This is a genomic window from Desulforamulus hydrothermalis Lam5 = DSM 18033 (genome assembly GCF_000315365.1).
Taxonomy (GTDB): domain Bacteria; phylum Bacillota; class Desulfotomaculia; order Desulfotomaculales; family Desulfotomaculaceae; genus Desulfotomaculum; species Desulfotomaculum hydrothermale.
The window spans coordinates 213,223-226,963 of record NZ_CAOS01000013.1 but is presented as its reverse complement, the minus strand read 5'-3'; the positions used below and the strand labels follow the sequence as shown (position 1 = coordinate 226,963).

At 44.6% G+C, this 13,741-nt stretch carries 12 protein-coding genes and 1 tRNA gene; 5 read left to right on the top strand and 8 right to left on the bottom strand.

Annotated features, from left to right (window positions below):
• Nucleotides 1–46: 46 nt before the first annotated feature.
• On the bottom strand, nt 47–367 hold the full coding sequence (locus DESHY_RS11180; RefSeq protein ID WP_008412822.1) for a hypothetical protein: 321 nt from the start codon (nt 365–367) through the stop codon (nt 47–49).
• Nucleotides 357–1,547, bottom strand: a complete 1,191-nt coding sequence (gene dinB / locus DESHY_RS11175; RefSeq protein WP_008412821.1) for a DNA polymerase IV — start codon at nt 1,545–1,547, stop codon at nt 357–359. The genes DESHY_RS11180 and dinB overlap by 11 nt, the downstream gene beginning before the upstream one ends.
• 210 nt (nt 1,548–1,757) lie before the next feature.
• On the opposite strand from dinB, the gene DESHY_RS11170 reads away from it, so the two are divergent.
• The 5 genes from DESHY_RS11170 (at nt 1,758) to DESHY_RS11150 (ending at nt 7,677) form a co-directional block, all read left to right on the top strand.
• Nucleotides 1,758–2,597 (top strand): DNRLRE domain-containing protein, encoded by an 840-nt coding sequence (locus DESHY_RS11170; RefSeq protein WP_008412819.1) that lies wholly within the window; start codon nt 1,758–1,760, stop codon nt 2,595–2,597.
• A gap of 57 nt (nt 2,598–2,654) precedes the next feature.
• Entirely contained in the window at nt 2,655–3,278 is a 624-nt protein-coding gene (locus DESHY_RS11165; protein ID WP_008412817.1) for a DUF6385 domain-containing protein, read from the top strand.
• An 88-nt stretch (nt 3,279–3,366) separates the two neighbouring features.
• Nucleotides 3,367–5,355: a glycosyltransferase family 2 protein gene (locus DESHY_RS11160; RefSeq protein WP_008412816.1), complete on the top strand. Its 1,989-nt coding sequence runs from the start codon at nt 3,367–3,369 to the stop codon at nt 5,353–5,355.
• Entirely contained in the window at nt 5,355–6,356 is a 1,002-nt protein-coding gene (locus DESHY_RS11155; RefSeq protein WP_048818093.1) for a glycosyltransferase, read from the top strand. The genes DESHY_RS11160 and DESHY_RS11155 overlap by 1 nt, the downstream gene beginning before the upstream one ends.
• Nucleotides 6,357–6,426: 70 nt before the next feature.
• Nucleotides 6,427–7,677 (top strand): glycosyltransferase, encoded by a 1,251-nt coding sequence (locus tag DESHY_RS11150; protein ID WP_008412812.1) that lies wholly within the window; start codon nt 6,427–6,429, stop codon nt 7,675–7,677.
• 82 nt (nt 7,678–7,759) lie between these two features.
• Here the strand turns inward: DESHY_RS11150 and DESHY_RS11145 are convergent.
• The 6 genes from DESHY_RS11145 to DESHY_RS11120 all read right to left on the bottom strand — a co-directional run bounded on the left by DESHY_RS11145 (nt 7,760) and on the right by DESHY_RS11120 (nt 13,663).
• Nucleotides 7,760–7,836 (bottom strand) — tRNA-Pro (locus DESHY_RS11145).
• Between the two features lie 191 nt (nt 7,837–8,027).
• A complete protein-coding gene (locus DESHY_RS11140) occupies nt 8,028–9,542 on the bottom strand; it encodes a Ppx/GppA phosphatase family protein (RefSeq protein WP_008412811.1) in 1,515 nt (504 codons plus the stop codon).
• Nucleotides 9,543–9,673: 131 nt separating this feature from the next.
• The gene (locus DESHY_RS11135; protein ID WP_008412809.1) at nt 9,674–11,077 is read right to left on the bottom strand and encodes a VanW family protein; all 1,404 of its coding nucleotides are present in this window, start codon (nt 11,075–11,077) and stop codon (nt 9,674–9,676) included.
• A 189-nt stretch (nt 11,078–11,266) separates the two neighbouring features.
• Nucleotides 11,267–11,470: a hypothetical protein gene (locus DESHY_RS11130; protein ID WP_008412807.1), complete on the bottom strand. Its 204-nt coding sequence runs from the start codon at nt 11,468–11,470 to the stop codon at nt 11,267–11,269.
• Nucleotides 11,471–11,473: 3 nt separating this feature from the next.
• The gene (locus DESHY_RS11125; protein ID WP_008412805.1) at nt 11,474–12,940 is read right to left on the bottom strand and encodes a methyl-accepting chemotaxis protein; all 1,467 of its coding nucleotides are present in this window, start codon (nt 12,938–12,940) and stop codon (nt 11,474–11,476) included.
• 165 nt (nt 12,941–13,105) lie between these two features.
• Nucleotides 13,106–13,663, bottom strand: coding sequence for a pyruvate kinase alpha/beta domain-containing protein (locus tag DESHY_RS11120; RefSeq protein WP_048818092.1), 558 nt, complete (start codon nt 13,661–13,663; stop codon nt 13,106–13,108).
• Nucleotides 13,664–13,741: the final 78 nt, after the last annotated feature.

Below are 13,741 nucleotides of genomic sequence, written 5' to 3'. Positions count from 1 at the left end.
GCCCGACATATGTTAATCCTATTTTAAATTTATTTGCTAAGCCGCTTTATTTAACTTTCTTCTCAAAATTACCGCATGCCGTTTGGTGCGGGCGGCCTTCTTTTAACAGCTCCTCCAATGCTTCTTTCCCCAGCTGCAGCATTAATTCAATAATTTCAATGCTATCCGGCACTCTTTTGCTTTTATTTTGATAAGCCTTTACCCCGGCCAGACAAACCCTGCGGCTTTCTTGCCGCCCGATAACCTTTACAAAATATTGGCACTGGCTGCAGGAATGTTTAAATATCTCCCCGGTTTGGGGCATCATCATACGGTGACCGGTAAAAAGAAAATTATTTTTATAATAACTCCTTACTTTATCGTCCATAGTATACCCCGCTGTCTGTCAGGGACACCGCCCTTTTAATGCTGTGCTGTCCCCACCGGGAGCGAATTAAATCCGCAGCCCGGTCAATTTTCTCCTGCTTCTCCCGCCGGCACAGCAAATCCAGTTGTTTCTCCTGCCGGCTGACCAGGCCTGCCAGCGTTAATCCCACCAGCCGGGCCTTAACATCTTCAGACCAGTGTTTTTTTAATAGAAACACTGCCATTTCGTAAACCTCCCCGGTTATATCAGTATAGGCGGGTAATACTCTGGCATGTGTTTCGGTATAAAAATCAGGGGTGCGAATGGTAAGACTTACCCGGTTACCTAAATACCCTGCTTTACGGGCCCGCCAGGTTACTTCTTCCGCCAGTTCCATGATAACTACCTTGATCTGATCGTAACCCCGGTAATCCCTGGGCAGGGTAATCTGGTTGCCCACACTCTTTATAACCTCCATTGACCCGGGATCCACCGGACTGTGGTCAATCCCATGTGCGGCGTAATGGAGAACTTCCCCCACCAGTCCGTATCTTTTTTTCAACAATGCCACCGGAAGGGCTGCCAGCTGACCGATGGTCTGAACCCCGATCTGATTTAACCACTTGCCAATGCGGGTGCCTACCCCGAACAGTTCTTTAACGGGCAGCGGCCACACTTTATGGGGCCAGTCCTCCCTGGTAAGGGTGATAATTTTATTGGGTTTTTCCATTTCTGCCGCCATTTTGGCCACCAGTTTGGAAGGCCCGATACCAATATTGACTCCCACCCCCACTTCTTGATTAATGCGGCGCTGAATTTGCCGGGCAATCTCCTGGGGGCTGCCAAACAGTTTTAGACAACCGGTAACATCCAGAAAACTTTCGTCTATGGAAAAAGGTTCTACCAGATCGCTAAAATCCCGCAGAATATTATTAATGCGGCTGGCAAAAGCAACATAATGGCGATGGGCCGGTGCCACAAATACCGCACGGGGACAAAGCGCCTTGGCTTCGGTAACCAGCATGCCTGTTTTAATGCCATATGGTTGTTTGGCTTCATAGCTGGCTGCCAAAACAATACCGGTTCTGTTAGCCGGATCTCCCGCCACAATGACAGGCCGCCCCCGTAAACCGGCATCCATGGCCTGATGCACCGAAGCATAAAAGCTATTCATGTCACATAATAAAATAGTCCTGGACATAATTACCACCAAACATTTATTCTGTCTGCAATAATTATTATATCAAACATATGTTTGGTGACAAGGGCATTTTCTATAGTTTAACTTGGTAAAATTTCTTTCAGCCTGCTCCCCGGGGAGCTAGGTATAATCCAGAATGTTTAGTTTAGTTAGTAACAGTTATTGCCATTTGTTTATATTCTATATATATACCCGTTAAGAGGTGCAATAATGAGCATAGTCACCTTAACCGCCCAAAAAGACACGTTTGTTTACAGCCGGCAGCCCTGGTTAACTCCCTGTTCATCACCCGTATTGCTGGTTGGCACCAGATATGCCGGAAAGCTATTTGCTTACCTGTTTTTTGATCTTTCCCACATACCGCCAAACGCACGCATCAAGTCGGCTGTATTGTCCTTATTCCCGGTGGCTCCTCAACCGACCGGTTTTGATACACTTATCATAAAACCGTTAGCCGAGACCTTTGAGGATTGTGTAACAAATTATAAAAACAGGCCCATCAGCCTGCAAGAACCCGGCATACACTGGACAATAAACCACGCTACCCGGGTTATAAATATTGACATCAAGAAGATGGCAGCCTCTTGGTTGACAGGTCAGCTGGCAAATAATGGTCTGATAATTTCATCCAGTTGCCTATGGGGCCGGAAAATTTTGGCCATTAACAGCAGCAACAGTCCCCATCTGCAACGGCGCCCTCTCTTAACTTTAAAAATTGACAGGCCTAAAGGCTGCCAAGTTGAAAATATAGAAGAAATTGTCAAAGTTCTTCCGTCGGAAACCTTCAGCACTACCAGGGAAGTTTGGTGTTATTCTGTTTTCAGCCTGATTGTTAAGAACATGGGCTTTTCACCGGTTATGATAACCCTTCAGGACAGTGCAGACGGCATTGACTTTATTGACGAGGGCCCTACCTGCACTTTGCAGCCCCAACAAACCAAGATACTGGTAAACCGTTTTTTTACCAGATTTACTCGCCTGAAATTCACCTTAGCATCAGAACAAAAGAACCCGGTTAAAGTAAGTGTCTTTTTGCAGGGAAGAATTTAACAGTTGTAACATAAGACTATTTGGCAACATATGTTAATTAAAAAGAGGTGGTAGGTAATGCCTAATTTTTCAGTGTTTAATTTAGATGCAGACGTCCTTAGGACCAAAATTTTTGGTTCAGAGAATACCGCTATACGCACCGACGCCGACGGCCGCCTGGAAATCAGAAACATCTCCGACCCGGTCACCGTAACAGCCACCAACCTGGATATACGCGACCTCTCCGCCAACCAGGATAACTTGCTGGCCTTCGGCTTTGACGGTGCAGATGTTCAACCGGTGCGCACCGACGCCGACGGCCGCCTGGAAATCAGAAACATCTCCGACCCGGTCACCGTAACAGGGAGTATTCAAATAACACCTACATTTACAGAAATCAACTATATCGATGTGGATACCGATGATTCCTTCACCGGCCTCGACTATGTAGATACATCGACTCAGAACATGTATACCTTTTATGTATACAACAAAGGAGATAATCCTGTAGATATAAGACTGGATATCAGCCCGGATCAGGTAACTTATTTTACTGACGTTGCCGCTCGCACCCTTACTTCGGGTACCACCGACACCTTTGTTGCTAAAACTTTCCTAAGATATACCAGAATTGCCTATAAATCAACTTTACCGGGTAATTCTACTACTATTGATGTCTTCTTCCAAACGCAAGCTATTTAGCATAATTAACTTATAGATACAACTCAACATAAAATAACCTGAGGGTAAAACTTCGGGTTTTTTTCTTAGTAAAGGATGTGAATTAAAGGTGAGCACTTCCTGTACAATTAGTTTATGCATGATAGTAAAAAACGAAGCAAATTACTTAGACGATTGTTTATCCAGGGTAAAAGATCTGGTAGATGAAATTATTGTTGTCGATACCGGCTCCTCAGACGATACGATAAAAATTGCCCGTAATTACCATGCTAAGATTTTTAGTTATGATTGGGCAGGAGATTTTAGCAAAGCCAGAAACTATTCCCTTGACCAGGCCAGCGGGGATTGGATTATCTACCTGGATGCCGATGAAGAATTGTTGCTGAATGAAAAATCAACCCTGCACAACTTAATAAACCAGACCGCAACAGACGGTTATTATTTTGTTATTATCAGCCCCACTGACGATAATCCGGCCAGTCAACAGTTGCGCAGCAGCAGTTTAAGGCTTTTTAGAAATCACCCTTTATACCGTTTTCAGGGGGCCATACACGAACAAATTATTCCTGCCATCTTGGCTCATAAGCCAGATGCTAAGCTGGTTAAGACAGACATCGCCATTTTACACCACGGCTATAAAAACACCAATATAGAGAATAAAAATAAATGTATGCGTAATCTGGAGATAGCCAGGCAACAGGTGGAGCAATACCCTGGCAATAACTTTTATCGATACAATCTGGGAGTTGCTCTGTATCAAATCAATGATTTAAAGGGTGCTCTAACGGAATGGCAGAAAGTTATAGAAACCCTGGACTACACAGCCGGCTATGCACCTAATTTGCTGCGCAACTATATTATTTGTTTAATATTAACCATGCAGCATAAGAAAGCTCTGCAAACGGCAGAAAAAGCCATCCGTCTATATCATGATTATACAGACTTGTACTATCTTAAAGGTCAGGCTTTAGAAAAATCAAAAGAGTTTCTTCTTGCTGAGGAAGCTTATAAACACTGCCTTGTCCTGGGCGAAGCTCCCTCTCACTATGTTTCCACCATTGGTCTGGGCAGTTATTTTCCATTAGGCCGGCTTGCTAATCTCATGGAAACCTGCCAGCGGTACGAAGAAGCAGTTATGTATTACTGCCAGGCCTTTAAATGTCAGCCGGCGCAGCAAGAATTTTTGACTCACCTGTTGCGCAACCTGTCTCATGTTTACAATGACCCGGCAGAAATTCGTTCATATATTGAAAATAACTTGCCATCCTTAAATGATGATCATTTATTACAAATAGCCACTATCCTTCATCAGCTGGGAGATTTTGCGGGTAGCCTGGCCTTCTTGGAAAAATGCAACCGGTTGTCTGATCAGATGGTTTTGCTTAAGTGCAATAACTTAATTAAACTGGGAAACTGGGATAAAGCAAAAAACTTAATATTAGAAATTAATCACGCCGGCTCTGTTTTTTGTGAAGCTGTTTTGGATATTTGTATTTGCAACTGGTCTAAGGATAACCCGGTTGATGCACAAATTTTTATTGAAAAGTTGACAGATATTGACCGGTATCTATATTTAACTCTGCTTAATTTTAACAACAAACTAGTTAAGGGGCTTAACACCTTTACCCATGTCCATCCCGCGAGTTTAAGCAAGCTGATTTTAAAGTTGGTGGAACATGGCAATACCCGGCTGGCCCAGGAAGCAGTAAATTGGTCCGGTCGTTTAAACACCGGGGAAATTCACTTTAATTTGGGCAAAATACTTTTTCAGCATAATAAAATTCTTGAAGCTGCCGATCAACTGCTGCAGGCCATGCAAGCGGGGTTCTCAAATGACGAATTATATTTTATGTTGGGCTGTATTTGTCAGCAGCGCAATATTCTATGGGAGGCCGAACAACTGGTGCAACAAGCTATTGCCATGGCCCCTGCCAAACAAACATATCATGAAAAATTAGTGGAAATACTGCTTAGCCAAACCGGTGTTACTCTGGCGGAAGCCATAACAAAATTCCCCCACCGGCAAGTATTTAAATATATGCTCGACATTGTTAATGAGTGTCAACAACAATTGAATGCTGCGGGGTGTTTAGATTGATGCAAAAGCATCCGGTTAACTCTGCGGACAGTTTGGCAGACGGACTCAGTCTGTGTATGATTGTTCGTAATGAAGAAAAAAACTTGCCTAAATGTATACACAGCGTAAAAAACCTGGTAGATGAGATAATTTTGGTTGACACCGGTTCGCGTGATCGCACCATAGAGATTGGGCGCAACCTGGGTGCCAAGGTTTTCTCATTACCTTGGACAGGTGATTTTGCCAGAGCCAGAAACTTTTCTCTGGTTCAGGCTACCAAAACCTGGATCCTGGTATTAGATGCCGATGAAACACTACGTTCCCATGAACACAGTCTTATTAAAGAACTAATATCCGGTAACCTACCATGTGAAGGCTTTTATTTAAAACTGGTCAATTACTTTAGCAATTATCCGGATGATTACACCATTGATGCCGTATGCCGCTTGTTTAAAAATAAACCTCAATATAGGTTTAGCGGATCTGTTCATGAAAGCATCGCCCCTTCAATCATAAATTATCAGGGTAACTCTTGCATCAGACCGGTTGAAGTACACATTGACCACCGGGGATATTTAAATCAATCCCTGCTAAAACAAAAAAGCGCCAGAAATATCAACATTCTGGACTTAGAAGCAGCCAACAACCCTACCGATGCCTATAATCTTTATGCCATGGGCACAGAACTGTTTCAACAGGGCAATTATGAAGATGCTCTCACACAATTCCGACAAACTCTGTCACTATCGGCAGGCAGCAACGTGACAGCAGACGTATATTTTAAAATGGCTGTCTGCTGCTTAGAACTTGCCCAATATCAACAGGGCCTGAAAATTCTAAAACAAGGTCAAAATATTTTTCCTGACTTTACCGGCCTCTGGTACTTACAGGGAATGCTAGAATTCCGTCAAGGAAACTATCAACAAGCTGCACGCATTTGGCAGCAGACCCTTGATATGGGCGACCCGCCCTGGCACCGCTACACCTTTCCCTATGGTATAGGAACTTATTTATCGTTGTGATGAATTTACCCACCACTGGCAGGAATCTTTAATTTGGCAAGTTGCCAGTTACAAAAATACATTTTTACGCATGGCACTGGAACAAGAATATGATTATGTTTTTCTGGTGGATGCCGACCTGATATTACACCCCAAAACCCTTGTGCATCTCATTAGTCTGCAAAAAGATATTGTGGCTGAGGTTTTTTGGACCCGTTGGCAACCCAATTTACCCCTGCAACCCCAAGTCTGGCTGGGTGATGCTTACCGTTTGTACCAGAAAAACCGCCAAGAGCTATTGGATGAAACGGAAGTAAACCGGCGTCAAATGCAGTTTTTTCAGATGCTGGCCGCTCCCGGCACCTACAAAGTGGGAGGAGTCGGAGCCTGTACTTTGATAAGCCGGCACGCCATAGCCAAAGGAGTATCCTTCAGCGAAATATATAATGTAGGTTTCTGGGGAGAAGACCGCCACTTTAGTATCCGGGCAGCGGCCCTGGGATTTGAATTATTTGCCGATACACATTATGAACCGTATCATATTTATCGTGAATCAGATCTGGCAGGAGTGGCAAAGTACAAAGAAAAAATATTGGCCTCAGAGGCTCAATTAATTACACACCAACATGCCGTCAATAAACAGAAAAAAGCCGGCATCACGCTGGCTATGCTGGTAAGAAACGAAGCAGACAGATATCTCAAGGAAGTTCTGGAACACGCTGCTCAGTATATTGACCAGGCTGTTATTCTGGACGATGCCAGTGAAGACAATACAGTGGAGGTATGTCAAAAAGCACTGGCAAATATACCCTGCACTATTGTTTCAAACGAGCAGCCCTCCTTCAACAACGAAATTGTTTTGCGCCAACAATTATGGAATATGGCTGTTAAGGCTGGTGCTGAATGGATATTAATTTTAGATGCTGATGAAAAATTTGAGGATAAAGCTGTTAAAGAAATACCGCTTTTAACTTTAGACCCCGATATAGATGTTTACTATTTTCGTCTATATGATATGTGGGATGAACAGCACTACCGCGAAGATACTTACTGGCAGGCACATCTTACCTACCGCCCTTTTATGTTACGTTATAAGCCTGGGTTTCCTTATAAATGGTTAACTACCCCCCAGCACTGTGGTCGTTTTCCGGTTAACATAAAAATTTTTAAAGGTTGTGCCAACCCGTTAAGAATAAAGCATTTAGGCTGGATGAAACCTGCCGACCGCCTGTTAAAGTACCGTCGCTATATGCAGCTGGATCCCGAAGGCAAATATGGTGTCATGGAGCAGTATAAATCTATTCTTGATACCGAACCTCGCTTACTCCGGTGGGAGGAGTAGTGACACAGAGCCAGCCAAACAATCAAAAACCCGTGAAGCCTTGTATTTCAAGGATTCACGGGTTTTTGTGGGGGTATTCCACTGGTCGGAGCGACAGGAGTTGAACCTGCGACCTCTACCACCCCAAGGTAGCGCTCTCCCAAACTGAGCTACGCCCCGATCTGTTTACTTGTCATACAGAGCACCTTGCCCTGCCGACAAGTGTTATTATAGCCAAAGCCATATTAAAAGTCAACAGATAAATTGCATATTTTAAATTTGAATTCATCCGGCGTAAAGGTTTACTTGGGGGCAGCAAAATGTACCAAACAGCCCCATATAAATTAAGAACTCCCGGGTTGAAAATTAAGTTAGTCTTTCGGAAACTTAAATTTTTTGCCAAAGACTTTATTAAAATTAGTTACTTTTTTATAAAGTTCACGTATTTCCAAATCCGCATTTTCCAAAGCAATGCAATCTATCTGTACTTCGTTTTCCTTGATGGTACAAACGACATCCTGCACCACACCGGCCTCAGTACGATCTAAATTTTCCGCCATGCGGAGCAAAACGCCCAACCGGCGCACCAGATTGCCATCCTGGGGAAATAATACATCCGCATGCTGTTGGAGTTTAAATTTTAAATCCATCTTATCATGGCAGGCGGCAACCAGGGCAACCAGCACCAACTCCCGATGGGAAAGCCCGTTAAGCCGGGCGTTTAACAAAACATACATGGTATGCTTGTGGTGGTTGTAATAACTTACTACATTCCCTACGTCGTGCAGCAGAGCGGCAATGCGAAGAATTTTTCGTTCCCAGAGACCATATCCGTGTAAAGGCTGCAACTGATCGAACAAGGAAAGAGAAAGTTTGGCCACATGTTCGGCATGGTAACGCCGCACCTGATAGAGATCCATAAAGTTTTGCACGCTGTGCTCCGTAACATTTTCTACCACCGGCTGGGGCCAATCCCGAAACAAGTATTCGTAAAAAATCCCCTCCCGCAGACCTTCACCGCTAACACGGATTCCCGGAGCACCGGTGCAATCCAACAGTTTGGCAATGGCAGCTACCCCGGCCAAAATAATGTCTGCCCTTTCTTTGGACAGACCCGGCACGGCCTTGCGTTCTTCCACGGTTGTCGTTTGCAGATACTGATAAATCTCTTTCACCCGTTCAGCATGCAGTCGGTAGTTATGCAGCAAATTAAGGCTGTAGCGAGTACGTTTGCGGTCTATGCGTCCCAGGTTTCGTACGGTTCCGCCAATGCCAATAACTTCCCAACCGCGGGCAGACTCCAACCAAGGAATGGCAGTAAACTGGTTCTTTAAAAAATCCTCCAACCTTCTTATTTCCGCAGGTTGGGGAACCACACCGGACAGGTAATTTTCAGTAAGATTAACGGCACCAAAGGGCAAGCTGGCCCAGTGAAGAATTTTTTTGTCCCGGCATAAAATCAGTTCCGTACTGCCGCCGCCAATATCAACCAGCAAAGCATCTTTGAACTCCATACTGTTAACGACACCCAGGTATTCGTAACGAGCTTCTTCTTCATCTGATAAAATCCGGAAGTATACCCCGGTTTCCTTCATGATGGTTTCCAATACTTCACCGCCGTTAACCGCATAACGGATGGCTGCTGTGGCAACTCCATGCACGTTGTCAGCCCGGTTAGCCCGACAGAACTTTTGCAACAGCTTAATGGTTTGCACAGCCCGCTCAACAGCCGGTCCTTTGATTACTCTTTCAGGCCCCATGTTCTCACCTATACGGGCGGTTTCTTTAATCTCATCCAACAATTTATAAGAACCGTTTTCATCTATCTTCATTAATATAAGCCTTATGGAGTTGGAACCTAAATCTATAATTCCAAGGTTTGGCATGTTAACCTCCCGTGCTAAGTCAAAGATTAAACCTTTACATCTGATTAAAGGTTAATACTTATTCTAACAGATTCTGTGGGCAGGTGCCACCGGCCAATTTAGACTTAGCTGAGCAAATTCTGTTCGTAAAACTAAAACTCTGTTTCAACCGCCTGTAAATTCGGGTCAGTTTGCTCAGTTTTTTGCCCTACTTTTACTATTTTGGGACGAGGCTGATAATAACTGTCCGGTAATGCTTCTCGCTTAACGACAGTACCGTTTTCCTTAAAAATTCTTTCTGCCTTAGCCCGAAAACCGGCATAGGCCGGCGCAACCGTCACTTCCTCTCCGGGCGGCAGGGCTGGATCATATTCTTTAATAACCTGATCCGGCATAATGGTCTCAGTAACCCAGCTGCGCACAACAATATCCTTTTTGGCGGCTGTATCGCCAAATACCTGTACAGTAATGGCATCACTTGTCACGACAGTACGCAAGTACAGATGTCCGGGCAGGGTATTTTTAAATTTAAAATCCAGCTGTTGCCAGGCCACTGCCGCATCCCGCCCCAGAGGCACATAGCCAATGGCCAGGGAGTGGTTATGACGCTCCACCGGAGTTAAGCCGGCCAGCAGGATGGCATTATACAAGGTGGTGGAAACCTGGCAAATGCCGCCACCCAGGGCTTCCTCAAATTTATTGGCAACAATCACTGCTGCCGGGCGGTAACCGGCTTTGCCGGTGCGTTCGCCAACCACTTTATTAAAAGAGAATTCTTGGCCGGGTGCCAGCATCACACCGTTGATACGGGCAGCGGCAGTACGAATATTGACAGTCCGGTTGACATTGTTGGCATCAAATTTAGTGGTAAACTCCGCTATTTTACCGTTTATACGCAACTTTTCAATATCTGCGGTGGTTTTGTCGGCTATTAACTCGTTAACTGCAAGATTAACTTGTATACTGGCCTGTCTGATATCAGTATTTAATAGTTGTTTGTAAACCTGCTCCAGGTTAACCTGATAACCTTTTTGATCAGGCTGGATCATTACCCTGCCGTGATCTGAAATAACCAGCTCGGCATTCCTGGCAGGACGTTCGATAGATCGCACAACCGATTCCAGCGCTTTAGTCATTTGTTCCTTATTAATTTCTATTGTGACATGATAGTCTCTTCTTACCGGCCGGAAGTATGCCTGCAGCCGCTGCTGTAAAAGACTGAAATTATTCTGCAAAGCCAGATTCAGCACTTCATCGGATTTCGCCATAAAGCCAAGTTCTTGTAGTGTCATGTGCCAGGCTTGGTCCTGATAGCTTAGCTGAATCTGTTTGCTTAACAAAGTTTGCTCATATTGCTGCAATTTGGCGGCAGCCTGCCGTCTGTCCAGGTTTGACAGATCAATTCCTTCTACAAAAATTCCGGGAGGGATGCACTGTGCCTCGGCATGGTTCAGCTGAAAAATCCAAAAACCTGATACAACGCCTGCCACCAAGGCAACCAAACCCAGTAAACCTATCAAAAAGGGCAATCCGGCACCTTTACTTTGCTTAGTCAAAATTAAAACCTTCTTTCTTTACAACGGTCATAGCAATAAGACGTAAAAACAAATAAAAAGTTTCGGCAGTCAGGCAAGGATTATATTACCTAAGGTAACAATTTTTAAATAACAATACAATGGGGCAGGTTTGTCATGTACTCTACAACCTGCCCCCCGTATCTTCCAGGTGCCTGATGGGTTTTGTTCTTAAGTAATATTTTTTGTCTGCTCTAAACCTGCCTCAAGCTGTTGGTGCAAATTCTCCCCGCTGTCGGTTAAACGGAAGGTTCCGGACATTTGTGCCAGTTGGCCGGCCAGGACAGAGAAACTATCTGCCATAGATGAAAGTTCCTCCATAATGGCTGATTGTTCCTCAAAAGCAGCTACTGCACCGCTAACGCTGCCGGACATCTGCTAAGAAGCTGCTGCAACCTCCCGAATTTGGGTCTCTACATCCTGCACTGACTGAATAATGGATTCGAGCACCACCCCAACCTGCGCAAGAACCCGGTTGCCTGTCTCAACTTCCCGGACACCCTTATCCATCGCACTTACCGCTTTGCCGGACTCTTCTTGCACGGCGGTGATCAGCACTCTGATTTCGCCGGCCGCTTTAGCTGACCTTTCGGCCAGTTTTCTTACTTCTTCTGCCACTACCGCAAAACCCATTCCCTCTTGGCCTGCTCTGGCTGCCTCAATTGCTGCATTGAGTGCCAGCAAATTGGTTTGCTCGGCAATTTCAGTAATTAAATCAACAATTTGAAATACTGCCCGAGAGGTTTGGTTTAAGTTATTAATGGCTTGGCCCACCTGCCGGGTGGCAAAAATAATTTGTTCCATTTGTAGACGAATATTATCCAAAGCTGTTTGCCCTTCTCTGGCCTGTCCACCGGCTGACTCTGCCATGCGGGAAACATTCTGAGTATTGTCTGCCACTTGGGACACTGTGGCGGCCATTTGGTGCATGACAGCTGTTGATCCGGTTATGCCGGATGATGTTTGCTGGATAATGGCAGTAAGCTGCTGGGCTCTCGACGCCACCTGAGAGGACTTCTCCCTCAGTTCCGATAAAATATTACTTAAGTTGCCGGTCATTTTATTAAATGCTTTTGCCAAAATCTGTAGCTCATCTTTGCTCTTTACCCACACCTTATCGGTCGTTAAGTCCCCCTCGGCAATTCGCCCGGCTTGCCGTGTTAAGTCACGCACCGGCGTGCTGATCATGTTAACAATGAGTACCGCGATAACCAAGCCCAGGAGTACAGAAGCTGCCATCCCACCTATAACCCAACGCTTTACCTGTAAGGAAATTTCGTTATTATGCTGTTTTCCTTTATTTAATTGATCCTCCATATATAAAACGATGGCATTACCTGCCTGCACCACACGTTCTACGGTCCCTTTGCCCTGGTTAAGATAGTCCTCAATTTGCCGGTAACCCGCCAGTTGGTCTGCTTCCAGTAAGGATTGTCTTTTTAAGACAATCGCACCGTCTCCGTAAACCTTAAAATCTGCCACCGCTTTTAATAAGGTGTTAAAATAATTTTTCCCTTCCGGAAAAGTTATTGATTTACCTAATTGATCAATAGCTTTTTGAGCAGTTTCCATTTCCTCCTGATACCGCATAATATAGTTGGGATCCCCCGAAAGCATATATCCCCGCAAATCCAGAGCAGCCTGCTCAAATTTAACCAGGGCAGCCTGGGTTTCGTTCATTACTTTGACTTCTCTGGAAATTAACCTGTTGTATGAGGCATTTACCTGCCCAAACATGTACAAAAGAGCAAAACCCATTAATAAATTAAGAAACAATATCACACCAAATCCCAACATCAATTTAGAGCGAATGGTAAAAAACTTTTCACGCCACCTTGGCAACATATGCTTATCACTCCAATTCTTACAATATTTTTTATTATATTTCACCCTACAATACCCGACAATATTTTTTAGAAATTTCAAAGTATAAAGTTAAAGTATTATGTTTTATTTTTTGTCATAAAACAAATAAACCGGCACAAAGCCGGTTTCAGAGGACTAGCAACCTTAGTGATGAGAAAAATCACGTGGTTTGCAAATAATTTCAGTTATTTTACTGTCAAAAATATATTGGGAATGGGCCGGTACCATAGCAACTGCCGTATCCGCACCGCGGCCGCTTCCCGCCACCACCACCACTTCTTGGCCAAAGGGTATCAATCCTGCATCCAGAGCCATCACAGCCACCTCCACACACACTTTAACACCCTGACCAAACATGCGCAACGTATAAGCTATAATTTCTGAAGGATAAACTCCCTGAAATTTAAAACGCAGGGCCCGATCCAAGCCAGCCATCAGATGGGTGGTGGCCAATACCGGAATGCCCGCCTGCTGCAACCTCTGCCGCACTGCCGGCTGCATGGTTAACTGCCCCGCTTCTTTAAAGCCGGCCTGGTAAGTTACACAAACCACTTGTTTACCGCAGTTGATTAACTTTTCGGCAGTACTGCCGGTACTGGAAGCCACCACAAGATAATCAATGCCTTTTTCCGCCGCATATTTGAGGGCTGCCCGGATAGTGGCCTCGGTATTCTCCCGGCCTTCTTTAGCCCAATAAACCATCATTTATCACTCCTTGTGATATTTTCTCCCCATTACCATAGCAAACCCTCGCCCGGGATACAAGTTTTGTGTATAAAT

Bases quoted from the DNA above. Each gene is read 5' to 3' on its own strand.
- DESHY_RS11180 (WP_008412822.1), bottom strand. From the start codon at position 367: ATGGACGATAAAGTAAGGAGTTATTATAAAAATAATTTTCTTTTTACC.
- dinB (WP_008412821.1), bottom strand. From the start codon at position 1,547: ATGTCCAGGACTATTTTATTATGTGACATGAATAGCTTTTATGCTTCG.
- DESHY_RS11170 (WP_008412819.1), top strand. From the start codon at position 1,758: ATGAGCATAGTCACCTTAACCGCCCAAAAAGACACGTTTGTTTACAGC.
- DESHY_RS11165 (WP_008412817.1), top strand. From the start codon at position 2,655: ATGCCTAATTTTTCAGTGTTTAATTTAGATGCAGACGTCCTTAGGACC.
- DESHY_RS11155 (WP_048818093.1), top strand. From the start codon at position 5,355: ATGCAAAAGCATCCGGTTAACTCTGCGGACAGTTTGGCAGACGGACTC.
- DESHY_RS11150 (WP_008412812.1), top strand. From the start codon at position 6,427: ATGGCACTGGAACAAGAATATGATTATGTTTTTCTGGTGGATGCCGAC.
- DESHY_RS11140 (WP_008412811.1), bottom strand. From the start codon at position 9,542: ATGCCAAACCTTGGAATTATAGATTTAGGTTCCAACTCCATAAGGCTT.
- DESHY_RS11130 (WP_008412807.1), bottom strand. From the start codon at position 11,470: ATGTCCGGCAGCGTTAGCGGTGCAGTAGCTGCTTTTGAGGAACAATCA.
- DESHY_RS11125 (WP_008412805.1), bottom strand. From the start codon at position 12,940: ATGTTGCCAAGGTGGCGTGAAAAGTTTTTTACCATTCGCTCTAAATTG.
- DESHY_RS11120 (WP_048818092.1), bottom strand. From the start codon at position 13,663: ATGGTTTATTGGGCTAAAGAAGGCCGGGAGAATACCGAGGCCACTATC.